We start from the raw sequence: 22,627 nt of genomic DNA on the forward strand, positions 1-22,627 counted from the left end.
CGTTATCCCGGCATCATCGGCGGTGTGTAGGTGAGCGTGGTGCCCAGTGCCCAGAGCAGGAACAGCACTAACGGCGTGTGCACCAGCAATTGCACGAACGAGAAGCCGATCAGGTCACGCGCCTTCAGGCCCAATACGCCCAAAAGCGGCAACATGTAGAACGGATTGATCAGGTTGGGCAAAGCCTCGGCTGCGTTATAGATCTGCACCGCCCAGCCCAGATGATATTGCAGTTCATTGGCAACCTGCATGACGTAGGGTGCCTCGATGATCCACTTGCCTCCGCCCGACGGGATGAAGAACCCGAGTACCGCCGAGTACACGCCCATCAACACCGCATAGGTGTCGTGCGAGGCGATGCTGGTGAAGAACGTCGAGATGTAATGCGCCAGCGTCTGCGCATCACCGCCCTTGACGGTGGTCAGCAATGCCGCGATCGAGCCGTACAGCGGAAACTGAATCAGCACACCGGTGGTGGTGGGCACGGCACGTGCCACGGCGTCGAGAAAGCTGCGTGGCCGCCAGTGCAGCAGCGCTCCAAGCATGATGAACAGGAAGTTGTAAGTGTTCAGTCCGGAAATCGCGGTAATCGCCGGCTTGGTCGAAAACTCGTTGAACAGCCAGCCTGCACCCAGCAACACCATCAGAATGATCAGCAGCGGGCTGTACTCCAGCCATTCACCGGGCCGCGAGCGTTCAGGCAGGGGCGGCAGGTTGAACGCCGGGTCCACGCCACAGGCTTTGGCATCCCGCGCGCTGTTGGGGCCGGGCGCGGTGGCGTAGGCGACGATCAGCGAAATGACGACCAGCGCCGCGAGCATCACGCCGGACTGCCAGAGGAAAATGGTTTCGGTGAAGGGGATGACTCCGGTGATCGCCAGGATCGAAGGCGGGAGGCTCGCCGGGTTGGCCTGCAACTGCGCTGCCGACGAGGACAGCCCCAGCGCCCAGACCGCACCCAGCCCCAGATAGGCTGCGGCACCGGCTGCGCGATAGTCCATGCGCAGGTCCGTGCGGCGGGCGAGGGCCCGCACCAGCAGGCCGCCGAATACCAGCGACAGTCCCCAGTTGAGCAGCGAAGCGAGCATGGAAATCAGCGCTACCCAGGCCACCGCCGAGCGGCCGTTGCGCGGAATGCGCGCCAGCCGGTCGATCAACTTGACGGCGGGCGGCGAACTGGCAACCACGTAGCCGCCGATCACGACGAAGGCCATCTGCATGGTAAACGGGATCAGGCTCCAGAAACCGTCACCGAACGCTTTGGCGGCTTCTGCCGGTTTTGCGCCGATCGCAAGTGTTGCCAGGGTGACGATCACCACCGCCAGTGCGGCGAACACCCAGGAGTCTGGAAACCAGCGTTCGGCCCATGCGGCGCACCGCAGGGCAAATCTGGCTGAGCGGCTTTCTTCGAGTTTGGCGGCCATCGTGGGGGCGTCCTGTTGTCATTATTATGGGCACATCGTTGGAGGAGCGAGTTTGCTCGCGCTGTTCAAACCCGCTGCAATTTACTGAATAAACGCTATCGCGGTGCAGAGGCGCGTTTGCCTGGCGTCTGGGCAATCATTGCCACGAAACGGCTCTGGCAAAGACAAAGAGGCCTCTGCGCGGGGGGCAAAGGTCTCTTTGTCTGGATGCCGGATCAGAACGTCATTTCGATCACGTCATCCGGCACGATCAGCCTGCCGGCTGTCTTGGCGACGATTTCTTCGACACTGACGCCCGGAGCCCGCTCGCGCAGGATGAATGCGCCGTTGTCGATTTCCAGGTAGGCCAGATCGGTCAGTACCTTGCGAATGCAGCCCGCGCCGGTCAGAGGCAGGCTGCAGCGTGGCAGCAGTTTGGATTCGCCGTCCTTGGAGGCATGAGTCATGGTCACGATGATGTTGTCGGCACCTGCCACCAGGTCCATCGCGCCGCCCATGCCTTTGACCAGCTTTCCGGGAATCATCCACGACGCAATGTTGCCTTCGACATCCACTTCGAAAGCACCGAGTACCGTGAGATCGACGTGGCCGCCACGAATCATGGCGAAGGATTCGGCGGACGAGAAAATCGAGGCGCCGATGCGCGCGGTGACGGTCTGTTTGCCAGCATTGATCATGTCGGCATCGATGGTTTCTTCAGTGGGAAATTCGCCCATGCCCAACAGGCCGTTTTCCGATTGCAGCATGACGTCAATGTCATCCGGTACGTAATTGGCGACCAGTGTCGGAATGCCGATGCCCAGATTCACGTAATAGCCGTCCTTGAGTTCGCGGGCGACGCGCTGAGCCATTTGTTCGCGGGAAAGTGCCATGGTCTGAAATCTCTTTTTGTTGTGTGCCGGTTCCTGCGGAGGGAAGCGCCTGGCCCTCAGGATTTTCTGAGGGTGCGCTGCTCGATGCGTTTTTCGAAGGTGCCTTGAATCACCCGGTCCACATAGATGCCTGGCGTATGAATCTGGGTGGGCAACAGCACGCCGGGCTCGACGATTTCTTCGACCTCGACCACGGTGATCCTGCCCGCGGTGGCGACGACCGGATTGAAATTCTGTGCGGTATGACGATAGATCACGTTACCGAAGTGGTCGGCTTTCCAGCCTTTGATCAACGCGAAATCACCGGTGATGGCCTCTTCGAGAATCACATTGCGGCCATTGAACTGCCGGGTTTCCTTGCCTTCGGCGACCGGCGTACCGTAACCGGTGGCGGTGTAGAACGCCGGAATGCCGGCACCGCCCGCGCGTAGTTTTTCAGCCAGGGTGCCTTGCGGGGTGAGTTCGACTTCCAGTTCGCCGCTCAGCAACTGGCGTTCGAACAGCGCGTTTTCACCCACATAGGAAGAAATCATTTTTCGGATCTGGCGGTCTTCGAGCAGGATGCCCAGGCCAAAGCCATCGACGCCGCAGTTGTTGGAGACCACCGTCAGGCCCCTGATCCCCATGCGCTTGATCTGTGCGATCAGATTTTCCGGGATGCCGCACAGGCCAAAGCCCCCGCATAGCACGGTCATGTTGTCGGTCAGCCCGGCGAGGGCCTCTTCGTAAGTCGCCACTCGCTTGTCGAGTCCAGCCATGATGATCCGCCTTTTATAGTTGTGACCGGCAGGTGCTGCCGAAGGATCGTGTTGCCTGCATCTTCTCTCGATGTCAGTGATTTGTTAATTTTGTTTTTCTGATCGATTGATAAGAAAGATAAATATATGAACGTCAAGCAACTACGCGCTTTTCTGGCCGTGGCGCAGTATCTGAGTTTTGCTCAGGCGGGGGAACGCTTGCACCTGTCGCAACCGGCCTTGAGTCTGGCGATCAAAAGCCTGGAGGAAGACCTCGGTGGTCAACTGCTGACGCGCACCACACGCAATGTCAGCCTGACGCCGGAAGGCGAGACGCTGCTGCCGTTGGCGCGACAGTTACTGGCTGACTGGGACAACACCGAGGAATTGCTGCGTCAGCGCTTCACGTTGCAGATGGGTCGGGTCTCCATCGCCGCCATGCCCTCGTTCGCCGGCAACCTGTTACCCACTGCACTGAAGATTTTTCGGGGTCGCTACCCACGGGTCAACGTTGCCGTGCATGACGTGATCAACGAGCAGGTCCTGGAAATGGTGCGCCATCGTCGCGTCGAACTGGGAATCGGTTTCGAGCCCGAGTCGAGCAACGCGCTGTCCTTTACGCCGTTCTACCAGGATCGCTTCGTTGCCGTGGTGGCCGCCGATTCGCCACTGGCCGGGCGCGTCCAAGTGTCCTGGGCCGAGTTGCTGCGTGAGGATTTCATTGCCCTGCAGCGGCCGTCGGCCGTGCGTCTGCTGTTGGAACAGGCCATCGCGTCGGGGCACGGCAAACTGTCAGTGGCCTTCGAAAGTCACCAACTGTCCACTGTCGGGCGCATGGTCGCCAATGGTCTGGGGGTGAGTGCGGTGCCTTCGTTGTGTATCGAACAGATGCAGGAGCTTGGCGCACGTTGTGTGCCGCTGGTGGAACCGTGCATCGAGCGGCGTATCGGGCTGATGATGCTGGCCGATCACAAGCTGTCGGCGGCGGCGCAGGCGTTGCGTGAAGTGTTGATCGAGCATGCCCGCGCGCAGGCGTCGTGAAAGTCGATAGCCACTATCACCTCGGTTGATTTTTGCCATGGCAGGGCGGGGCGTAACCTTGCTTCATTCCCGAAATGAAGCCAGTCTGGAGGCCCATCATGAACCAAATGCTCGCCCTTGCTCTCGTCCTGTCATTCACCGTAGCGCTGGTCTCCGGTTGCTCCACTCATCACGCTGTCGAGCTGCGTCCCTACACGGTCGAAGAGAGTCATCAACTGGCGCTGGAAGATCTGAACCGTCGCGGTCTGTCCTTCGATGAATACCAGGCTCGCAAGGCACAACTGCTGGCAGACCCGCAGATCCAGCAGGCTCGTGAATTCGACAGCCAGGGCGAAATCAGTGTTGATCGTGGTGCGTTGAGTCAGAGCCCACAAGGTTAACAGTCGTTACAAAGTCGCGTTTTCAGAAAACTGTACTGTCGATATTTTCCGTCAACTGTCCATGTGTTTCCTGTCGGTCCTTCGATAGGGTGGGTGCCCGACTCACAGACACCTGGATCGCTGCATGTCGTTTTCCCTGGATCTACTGCTGGCCTTTTCGCTCTTTGCGTTCGTCACCTCGGTGACCCCTGGCCCGAACAACATGATGTTGCTGGCTTCCGGCGTCAATTTCGGCTTCGGCCGCACGCTGCCGCACATGATGGGCATCAGCATCGGTTTTTTCGTTCTGGTGTTGGCGGTGGGGTTTGGTCTGGGCAGCGTCTTCAAGGCCTGGCCGCTTCTCTATACGCTGTTGCGCTACCTGGGTGCCGCCTACTTGCTGTATCTGGCCTGGAAAATCGCCACGTCCGGCCCTGCGTCCGATTCGACTGAACGTCGCGGCGAACCACTGAGCTTTATGAGCGCCGCCCTGTTTCAGTGGGTCAATCCCAAGGCATGGATCATGGCGATCGGCGCGATCAGTACTTACACGCCGATGCAGGGTTACTTCACCAACGTGGTGATCATTTCTGCGGTGTTTGCCCTGATCAACCTTCCAAGCGTGGGCATCTGGGCCGGATTCGGCAGCCTGCTGCGCAACGTGCTGCGTGATCCGCTCGGGCTGCGGATCTTCAATGGCGTGATGGCGGCATTGCTGGTTGCTTCGCTGTATCCGCTGATCATCGAACACTGATCGGACTGCGGCGGTTTGTGCCTGCGATCAGGTCACCAGCCTACAACGCCAACTGCAAATGCCCGCCAGCGTCCTTGTGCCGTGCCTGCAACCTGCGCTGCAGGCCTAGATAGAAATGTTCCAGACCCTCATGCAGGCGTTCGGTGAGGATTTCGTCCAGCGTGCCGCCTTCTTCGTTGTCGCCATAACTGATCTGCGTATCGATGGCGAAAATGCCGTGCAGCACTTCCTGGGATTTGAGCGCGGACAGCACGGGTTTCAGCGCGTAATCGACCGCCAGCATGTGGGCGATGCTGCCGCCGGTCGCCAGTGGCAACACGACCTTGCCGTGCAGGGCGCGTTCGGGCAGCAGGTCGAGCAGGGTTTTCAGGGCACCGGAAAAAGACGCCTTGTACACCGGCGTACCGATCAACAGCCCGTCGGCCTGCCGGACGGCTTCGACGAAGTCCAGCACTTGCGGGCTGTCGAACTTCGCGAACAACAGGTCTTCAGCATTGAAATCCCGGATGCGCAGGGTGGTGACTTCGACACCGTGGTTCTGCAGCCAGCGACTGGCGTGGGCCAGCACAACGCCGGAACGGGATTTGGGAGAGGGACTGCCTGACAGTGACACAACGAGCATTCTGGAATTCCTTGCGATAAGCGTAAGCCTGTAAAGCAGCATGTGTGCCAGACCGCGTCGTTCTGTAAGGCGCCCGTAAAGACGGCACTTGCGGCTGTTCATCGGAAAGACCGGAACTGCGACGACTGCTGAAAACCGCCTCAACTGTTGAATCGCTGTTGCTGTGGCAACATCTGACAGACAGTCGAATGGCGGACAAAAAAATCCCCGCAACGGCGGTTGCAGGGAAAAGGGGTTGCAGCGGCAGGAAACGGGAAGGTCAGTTGCGGAAGGCGGCGCCGGTCTGAACCACGCTGGCCGAGCCGAGCAACTGACTGATGAAGCGGCTCCATCGAGTGATGTTGGCAGGACCGACGAACACGACGTCCTGAGCCTTGAGTTCGAACTGTCCGGCCAGCAGATAGGCGGTGGGTTTCTTGGCGTTCAGGTGGTACACGGTCGAGGTCGCATTGGCGAAGTTTTCCGCGCCACGAATCACGTAGACCGCATCGCCATCGGCGCTGTCCGGACTCAGCCCGCCGGAATTGCCCAAGGCTTCGAGCAGGGTCACGCTGGTGGTGGCGAAAGAAATCACCTGTGGGTTACGCACCTCGCCCAGTACATAGATCTTGTTCTTGGAGTTGCTGTTGAGGTGCAGGTAATCGCCATCCTTAAGAAAGATCTTGCTCAACTGCGAGCCCTTGCGGTTGAGCGAATCGATGTCGATCAGGTAGTCACGGCCGTCGCGCCTCAGAGTCAGCCCTGCCAGGTTGGCGTCGGTCAGGTCGATGCCGGCCACACTGATTGCCTGCACCAGACTCAGCGGAATATTGGTGATCGACTGCGGGCCAGGGCTTTTGAACGAGCCTGACAACAGGATGCGCTGGCTGTTGTAGCGCAGCACTTTCACATCGACCTTGACCTCGGTGTATTGCGGCGCGAGGCCCATGCGCAGTTGTTCGCGAATCTGGCTGACAGTTTTGCCACCCGCGCGGATCCTGCCGACGTAGGGGAAGAACAGCGTGCCATCGCTCAGCACCTCGCGCGTGTTGGCATCCAGTTGGTCCTGCGAGCCGGGCGCGGTCAGTTCGGGGTGTTCGAACACCGTCACCAGCAGCGTGTCACCCGGTCCGACCACATATTCCGGGGTCTTGTAGTTCAGCAGCTCGGGCGGCAGCGCTCGGGCATCCGCGGCGATGTTCTGCTGCTGTTGCTGCAGGCTTTTGGGGGTGATGTCGACCAATTGCGCCTTGGGTTCGTCGGGATCACTGGCCGTGACATCACCGGGCGTCATGTGTTGGCCGGGAGCAAATACGCATCCCTGCAGAATCAGGCTGGATAGCAGCAGGACAACCAGGCTTCGCTTCATATGAGTATTCCTTCGTGACGGTGCGCCTTGCACCTGAATGATTTCGTTACGTCCATTTCCACCACCGGCAGCGACACCGGTCCACGTCGTGACAGTTTTCAGCGCGCGCACATACCTCCCTCCGGGCAAAGGCTGCCGGAGCCATCGTCTAGTCAATGAAAGGCTCAGAAGGCGTTCTTGTTGAAGAAGCCCTTGAACAGCGTCAGCAGAATGATTTTGAGATCCAGCCAGATCGACCAGTGCTCGATGTATTCCAGGTCGAACTCGACCCGTTTGCGCATCTTGTCCAGCGTGTCGGTTTCGCCACGCCAGCCGTTGATCTGTGCCCAGCCGGTGATACCCGGCTTGACCTTGTGCCGCAGCATGTAGCCGCTGACCTGCTTGCGGTATTGCTCGTTGTGCGCCACCGCATGGGGGCGCGGGCCGACGATGGACATGTCGCCACGCAGCACGTTGAAGAACTGTGGCAGTTCATCCAGTGAGGTGCGGCGCAGGAACGCGCCCAGCGGCGTGACCCGCGTATCGTTACGGGTGGCCTGGCGCACCACGTCACCGTTCTCCTGGACATTCATGCTGCGAAACTTCCAGACCATGATCGGCCTGCCGTCCAGTCCGTAACGTCGCTGACGAAACAGCACCGGGCCTGGCGAGGTCAGCTTGATGGCCAGCGCGATGAGCAACAGCGGTACGGCGATCAACAGCAGAATCAGGCTGGACAGCAGAATGTCCTCGGCACGCTTGACCACGCTCCAGGCACCGTCCATGGGCGAGTCGAAAATGCTGATGCTCGCCAGTCCGTTGATGCTCTCGCTGCGCGCATGCAGCAACTCGAACATGAACACGTCGGGAATCAGGTACACCGATGCGGTGGTGTCGCTGAGGCCGGTAATCAACTCGCGCAAGTGCGGCTCGGCGCTGAACGCCAGGGTGATGTACACCTTGTCGATCCGGCCCTGGCGTGCGTCTTCGATCAACTGCTCGAGATCGCCCAGTACCGGAGGGCGTCGCGCTATGGCAGCCAGGTCCATCTGTTGCGGGTTGGAGTCGTAGAACCCGAGCAGATTCAGCCCCATCCAGGGCGCGCTGGAGATCGATTGCGCGAGCCGCTCGCCGACCTGGCCTGTGCCCACGATCGCCACGCGCCGGGTATTGAAGCCATGACGGCGCAGACTGTGCAGCAGCAGACGGATCAGCAGGCGGTAGCCGCACAGCACCGCCAGCACCAGCGCGAACCAGGTCATCTGCGCATTGTCGGCAATCTGGTTGCGGTCGAGCAACAGGTAGTCCACCGACAACAGAATGACGAAGGTCAGTGCCCAGTAATTGAAGACTTTGGTCAGCTCGCGCAGGATGCGCTCGCCGCGCCATGAGCCGTAAAGCTGGTGGTACTCGCCGACCCAGTGAAACACCAGCACTGCCAGAATGATGTGCAGCCAGGCGTCGGTGCTGTCCAGCATCGCCAGTCGGCTCTGCCAATAGCCGATCAGGACGATGACCGCCAGGTCCAGCAAGCGATGGGCCACCGACAGCGCTGACTGATGGGCATGAAGAATGCCGCGAACGGAGGTGCGCATGACAGTGCTCGCTCAAACGGATTTGATGGGAACGACGCGGGACGGCAGCTCGCTTGTGATGCCGGGCGAGGGCTGGGGAACCCAGGGCTGCGCGGGCAGGCGTGAAAGCTGGACGGCGGCCAGACGGTTTTCCACGAACGTCCTGATTTCCTCCTCGAAGCGCGCGACCGAGAAGCGTTCGGCGTTGGCTCGACAGGCCTGCGCCGTGATCCGCGCCTGGGCGCTTTCGAATTCATTGACCGCCGCGATCAGCGATTCCACGGTCTGCTGCGGATAGAACACCCCGGTCGGCTGCGGGTGATCCAGGCCGCGCACGGTCTCCAGCACGCCGCCCTTGCCGAAGGCGATCACCGGTGTGCCGCAGGCCTGGGCCTCTACCGGACTGATGCCGAAATCCTCTTCGGCGGCGAACACGAATGCCTTCGCGGTGCGCATGTGTTCGATCAGGATTTCTGCCGCCTGGAAGCCCATCAGCGTGATGTTCGGTGCCCGGCTGGCGATGGCTTGAGCCTTGGCCAGATCGGGACCGTCGCCGATCATGATCAGGCGCTTGTCCGGCATCGCAGCGAACGCCTCGACAATCATTGGCATGCGCTTGTAGGGCACCATGCGCGAGGCGGTGAAATAGAAGTCCTGACGGGCACCGTGTGCCGTGAATCCGAGGGTGTCGACCGGCGGATAAATCACTGTTGAATCACGCCGGTAAGCCTTGCAGATGCGGGCACCGATGAACCCTGAATTGGCGATGAAGGCGTCCACGCCTGCCGCAGTGCGCTGATCCCACAGGCGAATGTAATGCAGGATCAGCCGCGCCAGCTTGCCTTTGACACCGCGGTTCAGACCCGCTTCGCGCAGGTACTGATGTTGCAGATCCCAGGCGTAACGGATCGGCGAATGGATGTAGCTGATGTGCAGCTGATCCGGACCGCTCAGCACACCTTTGGCCACTGCGTGGCTGCTGCTGATGATCAGGTCGTAACCGGACAGGTCCAGTTGTTCGATGGCCAGCGGCATCAAGGGCAGATAGCGCTGATAGCGTTTTCTGGCGTTGGGCAGGTTCTGAATGAACGTGGTAGTGGCAACCTTGCCGTGCAGGTGAGCGCGGTCCTCATCGCTCATAAAGTCGATCACGGCAAACAGGTCTGCCTCGGGCCAGACATTGATCAGTGAAGCCAGCACACGCTCGGCACCGGCGTAGGTCACCAGCCAGTCGTGGACGATAGCAATTCTCATGGAGTTTCCTTGCTGTGTTCGCTCGCTCTACTGCAGGCGCGACAGGGCGCGTCTTGACGTTGCTGTTGTTGATTCAGGGTTTGCTTGAAGAGGATTCGGGGCTGATGCGTTGTTTGCCGGGCAGGGCGGGTTCAGGTTCCAGCAATGCGTCGATGCGCTGCGAAAGGCGTTGCGCGGACAGTTGCCAGGAAAAGCGTTTGACGTTGTTGAGGCCATGCAGCCGCAAGGCATCGCGCAGGGGCGCGTCCACCAGAACCCGGTGCATCGCCGCCGCCATGTGGCTGACGTCCAGCGGATCGAAATACAGCGCGCTGGCCTGCAGTACTTCAGGGATCGAGGCGGCGTTGGCCGCCAGCACCGGGCAGCCACAGGCCTGGGCTTCCAGCGGCGGAATGCCGAACCCTTCATACAGTGACGGGAACACGAACGCGGTGGCTCTCTGGTACTGCTCGATCAGTTCGGCATCGCTGAGCCGGCCCAAAAAGCGGATGCGCGGATCGCGACAGGCCAGCCGTTGCAGGTTCGGGTCGGCAAAGATGCCCGTTGCCGCGCCGACGATGTGCAGTTGCAGATCGTTGTGGTCACGCAGGCTGAGGAAGGCCTGGATCATGCGATTGAAGTTTTTGTGCGCCGCCGGCGAGGAGACGGCCAACAGGTATTTCGGTGCATCGGCGTGCACGTTGCGTGGCCGAAAGCTGTCGTTCACGGCGGCAGGCACGATCAGCACTTTGCTTTCGGGAAACCCGTAGAAGCGCGAGATCTCACCTCTGGAAAAACTGCTGCTGGTCACCAGGGTCTTGATGCGCGACAGCAGGATCGGGGTAATGGTCCGGTAAGCCAGGCGGAACAATCGTGTGTAACTCTGCGGAAAGCGCACGTAATTAATGTCGTGATGGGTTGCAATCTGGTTGCGGTAAAACATAGGTCCAGTGCTGCTGATGGAGATCAGCAACGGGTTGTTTCGACGCCGCAGGTAGAGCGGCAGATCGATCTGCTCCCAGAGATGACCTTTGTTGTGACCGATGCACTGAACGTCCAGCGCCTTGGCACTCTCATGCAGTCGTATGCCGTGCGGCGCGACGAACACCAGATCGTTGCGCAGCTGTTTCAGTGCCATGCAGATCTGCTCTGCATAGCGCTGCACGCCGCTGACGTCCTGGGTGAGAAACCGTGAATTGATAAAGATCATCTCAAGCATCCTGCAAGGTCATGGTGATAGGTTGAATGCGGGGTGCTTTCAGGAGGTCTTCGGACCTCCGATCCCGTTCTTATTGGGCAAACAGCGCGGGTCTGGTGCCCAGGCTGATGACTTTCGGAAATTCATCAATCTGCACCTGGGCCGAGCAGCGCGCTTCGTGGCAGGTCCAGGGTGTCTCAGTTTCGAACCGGCCTTTTTCAGGCTGGCCGCTGTCGATCATTTCGACGTTGCCGCGCTGCATGCTGCTGGCTTCAACGTGGGTCAGGTGCGGCACGCCGGTGGTCCAGGCCACCAGAATCTGTTCCGGTCCGCGGGCAAACCTCAGCAGGTAGGTTGAAGCCATTTCGTGGCTGCGCCCGGCGTCGTACTGGTAATCGAGCAGAATCTTGCTGATGGCCTTGAGCGTCGCGTAGGCGGGTTTGACACTCAGGTCGTGTCGGAGCAGGCCGAAATTCTGTTGCGGATCATCGGCGTCAGTGCCGCTGTCGATCAGCCCGTACCACCACAGGCCCTTGATGTCCGTCAGGGTGCGAGCCAGAAAAAAACTTCGGGCGAGAAACGCCGCCTGGTTCCGTTCGCTGACACTGCATGTGCCGGTGCCCGTCGGCCAGCCCATTTCGGTGAGGTATAACGGCACCGGACGGGTCGCCAGCGCCCGCAGCTCGGCGTCGATCCAGCGCAGCCAGGCGATCCAGCGCTCGGGGGTGTGACGCTGCTCCTGTCTGCAGTGCACGTAGGGATGCAGTGACAGGCCATCGACCTGATTGAGCAGGCCATTCTGTATCAGTCGGTCGGCGAAACCGACGTCCATGCCCAGACTGGTCACGGCACCGGCGAGAACCGTCACCGGTTGTTTGTGTTGTCTGATGCGGGCGGCGGTTTCTTCCACCAGATTGCTGTAGTCCTTGGCTGCCCATGCATCGGCGGGATTGTCCCGATCCCACTCGTTCCAGATCTCGTAAAGATCGACCTGGTCGGCAAGCTCCCGGGTAACGAAACTGACGTAATTGCCAAACGCCTGTCGTACGGCAGGGTGACGCGGCTTCGCGTTGTTCTCGTAATACGGGCTGCCATAGCCCAGTACCAACAGGGGGCGTAGCCGATGCGTGCGCACCTCGTTGAGGTAGGACTGCCAGACCGGATCGATGCGCAGGAAACCCCGTCGAGGTTCGACGCCGGTCCAGTAGGCCCGGTCGCGTACCGAGTTCACGCCTGCACGTTCCAACAACTCGAGCGCGGTGGTCGGTGTACGGTTGCTGTGCATCAAAGAGGTGTCCACGCCAATGATGAATTGATCCTCGCCGCTGGCGACGAGGCTGGAGAGCAGGCCCAGCAGAAAGGCCGTCAGCGATCGTCGTCGACGGGATGCGGATGGCTTGGGCATGTTTCGTCTCAATCAGGAACCACGGTCGGCCGTGCGTCCCGGCAGGGCACGGGCCGCTGACGGTCACTGCGTCGGAGAGGCTGGTCGTCAGACCGGGTTGTACTGGCGCTGCTCTGGCGTCGTGATGCTGTCCAGCACGGTCTGGGTGAAAATGCTTTCGTATTGGTCGAGCATCAGTTCGAGGCTCAGCAGCGATGCAACGCTATTGCGTGCCTGAGCTCTGAGGCGCGCCAGCAAGCGTGGCTGCTGATGCAACTTGAGCATCGCCAGCCCCAGCGAGTCCGGATCATCCGGGCTGCACAACAAACCGTTGAGCTGATCCTGAATGATCTCCGTCAACCCCCCCATGCGGCTGGCGATGACCGGGCGTGAATAGGCGCAGGCTTCCACCGCGACCATGCCGAACGGCTCGTTCCAGACCGAGGGCACCACCGCCACGTCGATCTGGTTGTAGAACTCTTCCGGCTTCTGGTACCCGACAAAGCGGATGTTGGGTGACGTCACCATGGCCTTGAAGCGCTTCTCGTCGTTCAACTGGCCGCGCCCGGCAATGTGCAGCGTGGCGTCGAACGGCAGGTGCTGAAACTGGTCGATCAGCCAGCCCACGCCTTTGGGGTCGGACAAGGTACCCAGGTAGCCGAAGCGTAGCGGCGCGTTGTCCGGTCTTGCCTCGGTCTGACTGGCTTTGACGGTTTGCGGCGGGGCAATCGGGAGGGGGCTCGCGTTGTGTACCACGTAGCCTTTGGCGCCCTTGAAATAGCCTTGGGACTGAAGGGTGTCGAGCATATACCGGCTGACACCGACCACTGTGCTGACCTGCGCCGAGCGCTCGTCGTGGCCTTTGCGAAACTGCTTGCACATCACGCACTGCCGCTGGCAGCTGTGACCTTTCTTGAACATGGTGCTGCTCGGACAGAGCAGGTAGAGGTCATGCAGCACCTGCACGATCGGCCGGCCGGACGCGGTGATTTCGTCCCACGCCGAGACCGACCAGCCCGTCAGGTTATGGCACACCACCAGGTCCGGCTGCTCCAGCTCCATGACCCGGCTGACGTACTCACGCATGCTGACGTTGTAGCGGTCACGCAGGTGCCAGCCGAGCCGGACCAGTCGGCCGGGTCGCTGCGCGGTAAAGTGCCAGTAGAGGTTATGCAGACCGGCACGGTAGACCTTGATCTGGTTGACGGCCGTCATGTGCAGGCCTTGCTGCTCGGTGGTGGCAAGCACGGCGACCTTGTGGCCGCGGTGTTGCAGACCTTCGACCGTACGCTGCAGGATGATTTCCGCGCCACCGCCGACATCAGGCGCATACAGGCTGCTGATAAAGAGGATTTTCATAGAGGATATGACCTGTTCAAGCCCAGTACGCCAGCCTCGCCATCGTTGATGGCCTGCTCGATCAGGCTCAACCGCTGCCCGGCATCACAACGCCTGGCGATCACGCGCAGCAGGCAGAAGAACACCCAACGGTTGAGCCGGTAAAGCAACGGGGAAGACGCCCAGATATTTTTATCGAACCAGGCCTGGTTGCGTGCGCCGTAATAGGCGCGTAGATCCGAACCGGCCAGCAGGTAGTTTTCGTAGACGTTGCGGGTACGGGCCTTAATGTTCCAGGAATCTTCCAGATCGTCGAGCAGCGCCTCGGGCACCAGAAAGATTCGCCCGCCACCGGCGGTGATTCGCCAGGTGTATTCACTGTCATCGGCATAGAGCTTCAGGGCTTCCAGCGGCAGACCGATGCGGATGAACAGGCTGCGATGGGCCAGCAGCCCGCCGTACGTGGCGAAGGGCAGTTGCACCATCTGTGGTACGCCTTGGGTCGCCAGCGGTTTGCCCCAGGGCAGGCGACGCCAGAGTTTGTAAGGCAACTGGGCGATGTGAAAGCCAAAAAAGCTCGACCTGAGCTGGATGGCGAAGCGGCGAGGTACACCCGCCGCGATATCGGCCTGATGGGTCGGACGAAACCCGAGCACGGCGGTCTTGTCCTGGCCATCAATCTTTTCTCGCTGGTGCAGGTAACGGTGCAGGACTTCGATCGCATTGATGGTCGGCGCGTTGTCATCGTCCATCAGCCAGATGTATTCGGCGCCGGCTTCCAGGGCGGCCTTGATGCCGACCGAATAACCATGCGCCGACCCGGTATTGTGCTCCAGCCAGATCACTTCGACCCGACCGGGCCACTTGCTGCTCAGGTTCTGCAGTGGCGCGACCGACGCATTGCTGACAATGATGACACGCTCGATCAGCGGGCTTTCCAGCGAACGGCTGACCAGCGTATGCAGGTAGTTGAAACGGTCACCATAGGTGAGCGTCACCAGAGTGGTCCGGTGGGTCATGATCAGGTTCCGGTGTCGATGTTGAAGTAACTGCCGGTGAACAGGTTTTCGTGAAGGGTGAGCAAGACTGTTTACGCCTGCGTACTTCATGCCGCATGACGCTCTGCCACGAGTGGATCTGGCTAGGCCCGTGCTTCCATTCGCGCCAGGCTGCTGATCGGCAGCACGACTTTTTGCTGGCGTTGCAGCAGGTTGAGCAGGATCACGGCGCGCTCGGTGCCGTCCGTGGCGACGAAAATGGCTTCGACGTCGCAGAATCCGGCGGCCATAACCCGCACATGCTCGCCGTGAGTGAAACGGGTACTCGGAGGCGGTGCCGACAAGCGTTGACGAATCTGTTCGATCAAGTCGTCCTGCACCGGTATCGGCTGCCCGCCAAAGGTGACGATACGCGCCACACCACGGGTCGAGCGAATCGGATACCAGTTGTCATGCATCTGGTCCATGCGGATGAACAGGTAGCCCGGAAACAATTCTTCGTCGGCCGGTGCCCTGGCAACGCGTTTTTTCTCTGCGGCCTTGAGCGGGCGATAGCATTCGAAGTGCTGGCGCTGCAGGTGCTCTTCGGCACGTGCTTCCTGGCGAGGCTTGGTCTGGATCAGATACCAGCGAGGTGGTTGTTCGAATGAGGACATGGGGATCACTCCACTGCCAGCTGTGAAGGGGAGGCCGGTTGCAACTCGGGACCCATCCGCGTGAATGCATCGTTTGCCGGTTGCAACTCGTCGGTACTGCAATGCGCCAGCAGCGCCTGTACGTGCTCGACGCTGTTGAACATCAGCACGTCGATGATCGACAGGTCGCTCACGAACGGCTGGCCAAACTGCGGATAGCTGATCGGCTGCATCGCAAAGAAACGCAACAGCAGGCCGTTGCGCGCGAAGTGATCACGGTCATACAGCTGCAGACCGCCCAGCGGATTGAGTACCGAGGTGGCGGACAGGGCGTGGGCGACCCGAATCACCCGGTCCTGCTTGTCAATGCAGCCGGAGATGTTCAGGTCGGAACCACGCACGATCGGCGTATTGATCTGCAGGTACGCGCACAGCTCGCGCAGGCTGTTTTCCACGTACAGCGCCAGGTTCTGTTGTGGGTGACGGATCAGCCGCTCCAGCAAGGGCATGACCTGCGCAAAATACGGCGCCTTGCGGTAGTTCTGGGCAATGGCATTGATCAGGCGGGTGGCTTCTTCGGCAAACGGCTCGATCAGGCTGCGCTGCATGATCGGCAGTTCGAAGTGGGCTTTTTTCAGCGGAAATGTGATCAGTCTGGCCTGGCCGTTGCTCAGGATCCGGTTGCGGTTCACCCAGCCTGCGCGGATGTACTGCAAGTCGTCGCCCAGGACGAATACATCCGCGGCTGCGATCAGCTGGAAGTAGCCCAGATAGGGAAACAGATAGGGCTGCATCATTGCTACGGTTCTGGCCATGCTCAAGTCCTTTCAAGACGTGGAGGTGAACGTCGTCGTTGCGTTCACTTGTTGACGGGGTGGTAGTTGTAGCCATATGCCGCGCAGTCGTAATCGGAGGTGGTCGCCTTGCGCACGACGGCGTTGAAAATGGCCCCTTTGATCAGAATGCCGTTCTGCCCGAGTCTGCGTTTGCAGGCCTCGACTTCCTTGAGGGTGGTCACGCCAAAGCGCGCAACCAGCAGGCAGGTGCCCGCCTGGCGGCCGACCAGCGTGGCGTCGGTCACCGCCAGAATGGGCGGCGTATCGACCAGGATCAGGTCGTACAGCGGAGACAGCTCGGTGAGCATCTTGTTGAAATTGTCATGCATCAGCAGTTCCGAAGGGTTGGGCGCTGCGAAACCACAGGAAATGAAATCCAGGTGGCGAATCGGGGTGTGATTGATCACATCAGTGCATTTCAGGCGTGCGGCGAGCGTGTCGGACAGACCGTGCTTGGGCTGCAAACCGAAGATGCGGTGCAGGTAACCCTTGCGCATGTCGGCATCGATCAGCAGCACGCGCTTGCCGGTCTGCGCGATGATGGCCGCCAGGTTGCTGGACACGAACGATTTGCCCGCGCCCGGCGACGGGCTGGAAATCATCAGCACGTTGTTGCGTGCTTCGAGCATGGCGAAGTGCAGACTGGTGCGCAGGCTGCGCAATGATTCGATGGCCAGTTCGTTGGGCGCAGCGATGCTCAGCAGTTTCGATTCGTTGGGCGAAGCGCCGGTCTTGATGTTTTTCTCCAGGCGGTCCTGCTGACGCGAGTAGGGCAACGAGGCATAGACCGGCATGCCGCTGTTTTCGATGACTTCGGCGCTTTCCACGCCGCGGTAGAACGCCTGGCGAACGAATATGATGGTCACGGCCACCAGCGCGCCGACCAGAGTGGCCAGCAGCACCACCAGGGTTTTCATCGGCTTGACCGGTCTTTCGACGTTGGTGTCGGCGTTGTCGATGACCCGCACGTTGCCGATGCTGCCGGCTCGCAGGATGTCCTGCTCCTGACTCTTGTTCAGCATCAGCGTGTAGGTCTGGCTGGTGACCTGCATGTCGCGGGTCAGGCGCAGCAGTTCCTGTTGCGTCATCGGCAAGGCTTCGATCTTTTTCAGCAGGCCCTGTTTTTGCTGCTCCAGCTGGCTCATCTGACTCATCAGACTGCGATAGGTCGGATGTTCCTGGGTGTAAAGCCGCTCGATTTCGACACGCTTGAGCTTCAGTTCCGAGAGCATCGAATCGAGTTTGACCACCTGGTCCAGCACCCCTTTGGTTTCGATGCTCAGGTCCACCGATTTGGCGCTGGTCTGGAAGTTGTTCAGAGCCACTTCCGACTCTTCCAGCTGCTTGCGCACCATGGGCAGTTGCGAGCGCAGAAATTGCAGGCGCTGGGCCGCTTCGGCCGAACTGCGTTCGACGTTCTGCCGCACGTACAGATGGCTGACTTCATCGAGAATCTTGTTGGCCCGGTCGGGGTCCTGGTCTTCGATGGACAGGTAAATGATGCCCGAGTCTTTGCCTGCTTCGGTGATCTTCAGACGGTTCTGATAGATCAGCGCCGAGGTCAGCGTGCGCTGGCGCGAGAGGGTGAATTCGGTGCCGGGATGTGCACGCAGGGCGGCGACCTGGATCTTCACGCCATTGCCTTCGACGATGCGATTGGTGGCGCCGCTGAGCAGCAGGTTGTGGTCGCTGTCGTAGAGCGAAAACTGCTCGGGTTTGCCCGCCACCAACGTCAGTTTTTCACCCAGCAGTGCCTCGGGCACCTCCAACTGGAAGACGTCGATTTTCTCGCCGCCCCACGCGTACTGCGTAAGGCCGAACAACGGCTCGGCCAGCGCACCGTCGTATTCGGGTTTGAACGTGCGATAGAGGTATGGGCCGATCACCGGGAAGAAATCCGGCGTCTGCACCAGATTCAGTTTCAGGTCGTCCACGACTTTGCCGAGCAGGGCGCGTGATTTGATCAGCTCTATTTCAGTGGTCGCCTGAGACACCGACGATGGCTTGTTGTTGATCTCGGGGGTGCCTTCGATCCCGACTTTCTTCGGTTCGATCTGGATCATCGCGCTGGCCTGGTACACCGGCGTGGCCAGGATGGCATACGCCAGACCGACGAGGAAAAACAGGCTCACGGTCCAGATGATCAACTTCTTGTGATCGAACAACATACGCAAGATAGTTGCCAAATCGATCCGGGTGTCCTGGTAGTAGTCCAGGGAAGGACGGTTCATGACGGTCATTTATCTTGTTTCTCCTGACTGAAGATGAGGAAGCCAGTCATCGACGCACCGCGAGAGATGCTGATAGGTCTGTTCAAAGGCTGACTTGGGTCGCTGATACGGGTCGGCTATTTCGAGCGTGTGTTGCCACTTGCCGATCAGGAACGTTCTGCCCCGTACTTCCGGCGCCAGCTTGAGAATCCTTGGGATATGCGCCTGCTCCATCAGCAGGATCAGGTCCGCCTGATGCAGCAGGTGCCGGTTGACCTGACGCGCTTCGTGGCGGCGTGTCGGCACGTGATGCGATTGCAGGACCGCCTTGGCCAGCGGATCCATCGGCGAGCCGGACAGCGCGGCGATCCCGGCCGACTGAACACGCACCTCGGGTTCTGCCAGGCGATGGCGCAACAGCGCCACGGCCATGGGACTGCGGCAGATGTTGCCGACGCACACCACAAGAACATTACTGAACATGGGCTTTGCCGGTGGCGGACCAGAGTCGTTTGCTCAGGTTGACGGTAAAATTGCGCGCTACCATCAACAGCGTCTGCAGTTTGTGGCGAGGTTCGAGCGCCGCCAGCGACAGGCAGACCGTCTGCATCAGGAAGTATTCGTACAGCGGCTGATTGCCAAGACGGTTGTAGTAGTTGGCCAGGCTGGAACAGGTCTGCAGGCTCATGTGCAACTTGCGCTTGTCGCTGCGCATCGAAAACACCCCGCCGGGGTGCAGCCGGTACGCCGCAGGCTTGATCTCGGCGATGAATTTGCCTTTGCCGTACGCGCCGAGCAGCGACCACCAGCAGAGGTCGTTCAGCGGTGCGATGCGGATGTGCAGCTCCGGTGGCATGACGCTGAACACGTTGCGAAAGCAGGTGGTCAGGGTCGAGATGCGCCGCGCCTTCTGCAACTCCAGGCTGGTAGCATCGGCGCGCAGATCACCCTGCAACTGAATGCCGTACTCACCGTTTTCGTCGAAGGCGAAGGCGTCGTGATAGGTGATGACGTAGTCGGGATGGCTTTCGAGGAAATCCACCTGCAATTGCAGCTTGCGCGGATCCGTCCAGTAGTCGTCGGCTTCGCAGTAGGCGATGTAACGCCCGCGGGCCTTGGCGAACAGGTTCGGTACGCAGGGAATGCCCTGGCTGTACTGATTGACCTGTTGATAGAAGGGCCGAATGATCGTCGGATGGCGTTCGGTGTATTGCGCAATGATGCGTGCCGTGCCGTCGGTTGAGGCATCGTCATGCACCAGAATCTCGTAGGCGAACGAGGTCTGCTGCGACAGAAACCCGTCCAGCGTCTGAGCGATGAAGGCTTCCTGGTTGTAGGCCGGGCAGACAATGCTCAGCAGCGGGGGCTCCGGGCGGGTCGTGCCGGTGGTTTTTGCAGTGACATCCATGGCTCATGTACTCGGTTTGCTGAACAAGATATAGATCTTCAACGCCAGGGGCTTGTAGCTGGCGGCCACCAGCATCAGGGTGATCAGCCCGCAGGCGGCCAGGGCGAGGAACAGGCTGGTGCGACTCTCGCCGGCAATCAGGCCGAACACCGGCTGGCTGATGTACAGGCCAACAGCGGTCATCACACTGATGCGCAGAATGTCGCGCAGCCATTGCCCGTGGATGCCCGGCGCCAGACGTTGATGGACGATCATCGGCCAGAGGGCGAACGACACGGCGCGCAGAAAGAACCAGGCCAGTGCGGCGCCGTACACGCCCTGGTAATGAATGGCCAGAAACAGCGTCGGTACGGTGATCAGCGCCGATATCACGCTGTACCAGAGGTGCAAGTGCATCTGGCCGTAGGCGTATTGCAGATAGAACTGGAAGGCACTGGCCGCCATGATCGCGCTGCCCAGCGCATACCAGCTCAGAATCGGACGACTCCAGCGCGCCGCTTCGGCATCGCCGGTCCAGGCAAGAATCAACGGCTCGGCATACAGTGCGATGACCGCCGCCAGCGGAAACAGAAACGTGCAGACGAACCGGTGAGCTGCCAGAAACAGGCCGTGCATGTCATCGCGCCGGTTTTCGGCCATCAGCACGGTCAGGCGTGGCAGCAGGGTCTGAACCAGCGGATTGGTCAGCATCATGATGCCGGTGGTGATCAGGGCGACCAGCGAAAAGTAACCGTATTGATCCAGCGGCAGCAGGCTCGACAGCAGTGCCTTGTCCATTTGAGTCAGCACAATCCACAGCACGGCGCTGACCGACATGCTCGCGGCGAACGGCAGGATCGGCCTGACTAACTGCCAGTCGAAGCCGGTTGACCAGCGCGCAACGGGCATCTGTTGCCAGGCGCGCGTTGCGAAGATCAGGGCTTCGATCAACCCGACGGCGACCTGAAACTCGAAGAAGTCCTGCGGCTGTTGCGAAAACTGACTGACCAGCGCCAGGCCACCGAAATAACGCAGAGTGGCAATCAGCACGTTGACCGCGTTCAGCCAGCCATGCTGTTCAAGCCCCTGAATCCCGCTTTTATACAGCGTTGAATACAGACGCAGCGCGATGACAATCCCCATCAGCCCCAGGCAATTGATCAGCGTCTGCGGTTGCAAGGCGTTGGCGTTGAGCCAGTGTGTGGCGATCCACGGACTGGCGAGGTAAATCGTCGTGCAACTGATGATCGCCATCGGCAGGAACATCAGTTCGAACGAGCGCAGCAGACGGCCCGCGCTCTGTTCGTTGCCCGCAGTGCCTCGCCCGTGCGCTACGGCCCGCACCAGGCTGGGCGACAACCCGGCATCGAGCAGTTGCAGCCACGCCTGCAGGACGGTGAAGAACCCGATCAGCCCATAGACCTCCGCGCCCAGATGCCCCAGGTAAAAAGGCAGAATCAGAATCCCGACCAGCAGCACATAGGCCTGGCCTACGTAGTTCAGGACCGTATTGCGAATCACAGACCGTTGGTTCGACATGGCTATCAAATGACCTGAGCGATGGCGGGGTCCGGGTAACTCACACGGTCCAGGCTGCAGGACTCGATCAGCGTCTGGATGACGCGCTCCTGATCGTCCTTTGGCAGCCCCGGATAAATCGGCAGGCACAACACGCGCTCGCTCAATGCTCGCGAAACGGGCTGGCCAGGCTGCGGTTGCAGGTATTCGAGGGTATCCAGCGATGGGTAGAAATAACGCCGCGGATTGATCTCGCGCAGGTTGAGCGCCGCACGCACTTCAAGCAGGGCCTGTTCGTCGCGCAGGCCTATCGGGTAGTAACTGTGATTCAGTTCGCTGTCGGCCTGCGGCTCTTGCAGGTCGAGGTAGTTCTCCAGCCTCGAAGTGTAGCGATGAGCGATTTCGGCCCGCTCTTCGAGGATGTTCTCGATATTGTCCAGAATGCACAGGCCCATGGCCGCCGAGAACTCGTTGAGCTTGGCGTTGATGCCGATGCCGTCGATCTTGTCGACGTCGGCGATGCCGAAGTTGCACAGTAGGTAGGCACGGTGGGCGAGTTCGTCGTCGTTGGTGATGATCGCGCCGCCCTCGATGGTGTGAAACAGCTTGGTGGCGTGAAAACTCAGGGTGCTGATGTCTCCGCGGTTGAGCACCGACTGGCCCGCGTGACGTACCGCAAAGGCGTGGGCACCGTCGTACACCACCTTGAGTTTGTGTTTGCGGGCGATCTGATCGATGGCGTCCACGGCGCATGGATTGCCGAATACATGGGTGCCGACAATGGCCGTGGTGTCTGCTTCGATGCTGCGTTCAATGAGTTCGGGCGAGATGTTCCAGGTGCCCGGATCGATATCGGCAAAGATCGGCCGAATGCCTTCCCACTGCAGCGAACTGCTGGTCGCGACGAAGCTGAATGGCGTGGTGACGGCGCTGCCGCTCAGACCCAGCGCGCGATACGCGACCTGCAGGGCGAGGGTGCCGTTATTAGTCAGGATGATGTGCCGGACCCCCAGGTACTCCTTGAGCCGGTTTTCGAGTTCGCCGGCCAGCGGACCGTGGTTGGTCAGCCAGCCGCGCGCGTAGATCCCCTCGACATACCGCTTGAACTTGTCGATATCACCAAGGTAGGTCTTGGTCACGTTAATCATCGAAGCCTCCATGTTTCTGTGGATCAGTGTGT

At 60.2% G+C, this 22,627-nt stretch carries 21 protein-coding genes; 3 read left to right on the forward strand and 18 right to left on the reverse strand.

Annotation, left to right across the window (positions count from 1 at the left end):
• Window positions 1-2: 2 nt before the first annotated feature.
• The 3 genes from BZK31_RS13055 to BZK31_RS13065 form a co-directional block, all read right to left on the reverse strand.
• The gene (locus tag BZK31_RS13055; RefSeq protein WP_083183365.1) at window positions 3-1,424 is read right to left on the reverse strand and encodes a short-chain fatty acid transporter; all 1,422 of its coding nucleotides are present in this window, start codon (window positions 1,422-1,424) and stop codon (window positions 3-5) included.
• Between the two features lie 215 nt (window positions 1,425-1,639).
• Window positions 1,640-2,296 (reverse strand): CoA transferase subunit B, encoded by a 657-nt coding sequence (locus BZK31_RS13060; protein WP_083183368.1) that lies wholly within the window; start codon window positions 2,294-2,296, stop codon window positions 1,640-1,642.
• Between the two features lie 56 nt (window positions 2,297-2,352).
• A complete protein-coding gene (locus BZK31_RS13065; protein WP_083183370.1) occupies window positions 2,353-3,054 on the reverse strand; it encodes a CoA transferase subunit A in 702 nt (233 codons plus the stop codon).
• A gap of 126 nt (window positions 3,055-3,180) precedes the next feature.
• On the opposite strand from BZK31_RS13065, the gene BZK31_RS13070 reads away from it, so the two are divergent.
• From BZK31_RS13070 to BZK31_RS13080, 3 genes are all read left to right on the forward strand, one after another.
• Window positions 3,181-4,074: a LysR family transcriptional regulator gene (locus BZK31_RS13070; protein ID WP_083183372.1), complete on the forward strand. Its 894-nt coding sequence runs from the start codon at window positions 3,181-3,183 to the stop codon at window positions 4,072-4,074.
• Between the two features lie 98 nt (window positions 4,075-4,172).
• A complete protein-coding gene (locus BZK31_RS13075) occupies window positions 4,173-4,454 on the forward strand; it encodes a hypothetical protein (RefSeq protein ID WP_083183374.1) in 282 nt (93 codons plus the stop codon).
• Between the two features lie 124 nt (window positions 4,455-4,578).
• A complete protein-coding gene (locus BZK31_RS13080) occupies window positions 4,579-5,187 on the forward strand; it encodes a LysE family translocator (protein ID WP_083183376.1) in 609 nt (202 codons plus the stop codon).
• 40 nt (window positions 5,188-5,227) lie between these two features.
• Here the strand turns inward: BZK31_RS13080 and ssuE are convergent, their stop codons facing one another.
• From ssuE to BZK31_RS13155, 15 genes are all read right to left on the reverse strand, one after another.
• Entirely contained in the window at window positions 5,228-5,809 is a 582-nt protein-coding gene (gene ssuE / locus BZK31_RS13085) for an NADPH-dependent FMN reductase (protein WP_083183378.1), read from the reverse strand.
• 259 nt (window positions 5,810-6,068) lie between these two features.
• Window positions 6,069-7,157, reverse strand: a complete 1,089-nt coding sequence (locus BZK31_RS13090; protein WP_083183380.1) for a polysaccharide biosynthesis/export family protein — start codon at window positions 7,155-7,157, stop codon at window positions 6,069-6,071.
• A gap of 164 nt (window positions 7,158-7,321) precedes the next feature.
• The gene (locus tag BZK31_RS13095; RefSeq protein WP_083183383.1) at window positions 7,322-8,731 is read right to left on the reverse strand and encodes an undecaprenyl-phosphate glucose phosphotransferase; all 1,410 of its coding nucleotides are present in this window, start codon (window positions 8,729-8,731) and stop codon (window positions 7,322-7,324) included.
• A 12-nt stretch (window positions 8,732-8,743) separates the two neighbouring features.
• On the reverse strand, window positions 8,744-9,964 hold the full coding sequence (locus tag BZK31_RS13100; RefSeq protein WP_083183385.1) for a glycosyltransferase family 4 protein: 1,221 nt from the start codon (window positions 9,962-9,964) through the stop codon (window positions 8,744-8,746).
• 73 nt (window positions 9,965-10,037) lie between these two features.
• Window positions 10,038-11,153: a glycosyltransferase family 4 protein gene (locus BZK31_RS13105; protein WP_083183387.1), complete on the reverse strand. Its 1,116-nt coding sequence runs from the start codon at window positions 11,151-11,153 to the stop codon at window positions 10,038-10,040.
• Window positions 11,154-11,232: 79 nt separating this feature from the next.
• Complete coding sequence (locus tag BZK31_RS13110) at window positions 11,233-12,546, reverse strand: hypothetical protein (RefSeq protein WP_083183389.1); 1,314 nt, start codon at window positions 12,544-12,546, stop codon at window positions 11,233-11,235.
• 87 nt (window positions 12,547-12,633) lie between these two features.
• On the reverse strand, window positions 12,634-13,884 hold the full coding sequence (locus tag BZK31_RS13115; RefSeq protein WP_083183391.1) for a glycosyltransferase family 4 protein: 1,251 nt from the start codon (window positions 13,882-13,884) through the stop codon (window positions 12,634-12,636).
• Window positions 13,881-14,882, reverse strand: coding sequence for a glycosyltransferase (locus tag BZK31_RS13120; protein WP_083183393.1), 1,002 nt, complete (start codon window positions 14,880-14,882; stop codon window positions 13,881-13,883). Before BZK31_RS13120 ends, BZK31_RS13115 begins: the two co-directional genes overlap by 4 nt.
• Before the next feature lie 122 nt (window positions 14,883-15,004).
• Window positions 15,005-15,517 carry a transcription/translation regulatory transformer protein RfaH gene (gene rfaH / locus BZK31_RS13125; protein WP_083183394.1) on the reverse strand — a complete coding sequence of 171 codons (513 nt, stop codon included), beginning with the start codon at window positions 15,515-15,517 and terminating at the stop codon, window positions 15,005-15,007.
• Window positions 15,518-15,522: 5 nt separating this feature from the next.
• Entirely contained in the window at window positions 15,523-16,311 is a 789-nt protein-coding gene (locus BZK31_RS13130) for a WbqC family protein (protein ID WP_083183396.1), read from the reverse strand.
• A gap of 44 nt (window positions 16,312-16,355) precedes the next feature.
• Window positions 16,356-18,572, reverse strand: coding sequence for a polysaccharide biosynthesis tyrosine autokinase (locus tag BZK31_RS13135; RefSeq protein WP_083183398.1), 2,217 nt, complete (start codon window positions 18,570-18,572; stop codon window positions 16,356-16,358).
• Complete coding sequence (locus tag BZK31_RS13140) at window positions 18,573-19,025, reverse strand: low molecular weight protein-tyrosine-phosphatase (RefSeq protein WP_083183399.1); 453 nt, start codon at window positions 19,023-19,025, stop codon at window positions 18,573-18,575.
• Window positions 19,015-19,950 carry a glycosyltransferase family 2 protein gene (locus BZK31_RS13145; RefSeq protein ID WP_083183401.1) on the reverse strand — a complete coding sequence of 312 codons (936 nt, stop codon included), beginning with the start codon at window positions 19,948-19,950 and terminating at the stop codon, window positions 19,015-19,017. The genes BZK31_RS13140 and BZK31_RS13145 overlap by 11 nt, the downstream gene beginning before the upstream one ends.
• A gap of 3 nt (window positions 19,951-19,953) precedes the next feature.
• Entirely contained in the window at window positions 19,954-21,468 is a 1,515-nt protein-coding gene (locus tag BZK31_RS13150; RefSeq protein WP_083183403.1) for a lipopolysaccharide biosynthesis protein, read from the reverse strand.
• A gap of 5 nt (window positions 21,469-21,473) precedes the next feature.
• Window positions 21,474-22,595 carry a DegT/DnrJ/EryC1/StrS family aminotransferase gene (locus BZK31_RS13155; protein WP_083183405.1) on the reverse strand — a complete coding sequence of 374 codons (1,122 nt, stop codon included), beginning with the start codon at window positions 22,593-22,595 and terminating at the stop codon, window positions 21,474-21,476.
• Window positions 22,596-22,627 lie beyond the last annotated feature (32 nt).

Origin of the sequence: Pseudomonas floridensis (genome assembly GCF_002087235.1) — a bacterium.
In the GTDB taxonomy this organism is placed as follows: domain Bacteria; phylum Pseudomonadota; class Gammaproteobacteria; order Pseudomonadales; family Pseudomonadaceae; genus Aquipseudomonas; species Aquipseudomonas floridensis.